This window comes from Vibrio sp. 1580 (genome assembly GCF_033340055.1).
Genome location: NZ_JAWOVT010000073.1, coordinates 1 through 1,111, shown reverse-complemented (window position 1 = coordinate 1,111; position 1,111 = coordinate 1). Strand labels below are relative to the sequence as shown.

The 1,111-nt window shown below is 48.8% G+C and carries 2 protein-coding genes; both read right to left on the bottom strand.

Going from position 1 to position 1,111, the window contains the following annotated elements; translation table 11 throughout:
• The coding region (locus tag R7093_RS24090; protein WP_318146869.1) for a bifunctional 4-hydroxy-2-oxoglutarate aldolase/2-dehydro-3-deoxy-phosphogluconate aldolase at positions 1-530 on the bottom strand (530 nt) is incomplete at its 3' end.
• An 11-nt stretch (positions 531-541) separates the two neighbouring features.
• A partial coding sequence (locus tag R7093_RS24085) for a sugar kinase (RefSeq protein WP_318146868.1) occupies positions 542-1,111 on the bottom strand: 570 nt, incomplete at its 5' end.

Here is a 1,111-nt window from a genome sequence, read left to right as displayed (position 1 = left end):
CCACACGCTAAGACTGAAGAAATAGACAAGTAATCTTTAACATTGCTTGGGCTCACGCCACCGGTTGGCATGAATTTTACAGGATAAACCGCAGATAATGCTTTTAGCATCGCGACGCCGCCTGACGGTTCTGCTGGGAAAAACTTCAGCGTACGCAGACCCATTTCCATTGCTTGTTCAACCAAGCTTGGGTTGTTGACACCAGGGACGATGGTCACGTTACGCTGTTGGCAGTATTTCACTGTAGTTGGGTTGAAACCTGGGCTCACAATAAAGTCCACGCCCGCATCAATCGCTTCATCCACTTGCGCGCTTGTCAGCACAGTTCCCGCGCCAATCAGCATCTCTGGGTACGCTTCGCGCATGTTTTTGATCGCTAAAGCGGCATCCTCAGTACGGAACGTTACTTCAGCACATGGCAGGCCATTTTCAATCAGCACTTGTGCCAGTTTCACTGCCTTGCCTGCGTCTTTGATCGCGATAACAGGGACTACTTTAATTTCTGAAAGTTGTTGGTTCAGATCTTTCATTTCATCGTTCCTTAAATAGTTGGCATCGCTTGGCTTGGAATGATCGCGCCGCGATGTTGAATAACCGTGCCAGCCACTTTGTGACCAGCAAGCGCAGACTCCGCAACGTCTCCGCCTAAAATTCGTTTTGCAAGATAACCCGCACTAAAAGAATCACCCGCCGCCGTAGTATCCACCACAGCATCGACCTTCAAGGCCGCAACGGTGTGTTGTTGATCTTGTGTTACAACAAAACAGTCGTCCGCGCCACGTTTCACGATGATCTCTTTCACGCCAAAGTTTTTCGTACGGCTGATCGCTTCATCTTCGTGCTTATCTCCCCACAGCATGACCTCGTCATCGAAGGTCAAAAATGCCATGTCGGTGACGCTGAGGATCTTTGAGTAAAAATCACGAGCTTGCTCGATGTTAGGCCAGAGCTTAGGGCGGAAGTTGTTATCGAATGCGATTTTCACACCTTCTTTACGGCACATTGTTAGCAGCTCAATCAACATCTGACGACAATCGTCCGAGATGATCGCCAAGCTAATGCCACTCAGGTAGATCATTTGATGCTGACAAAGATCTTTCACCAACGACAG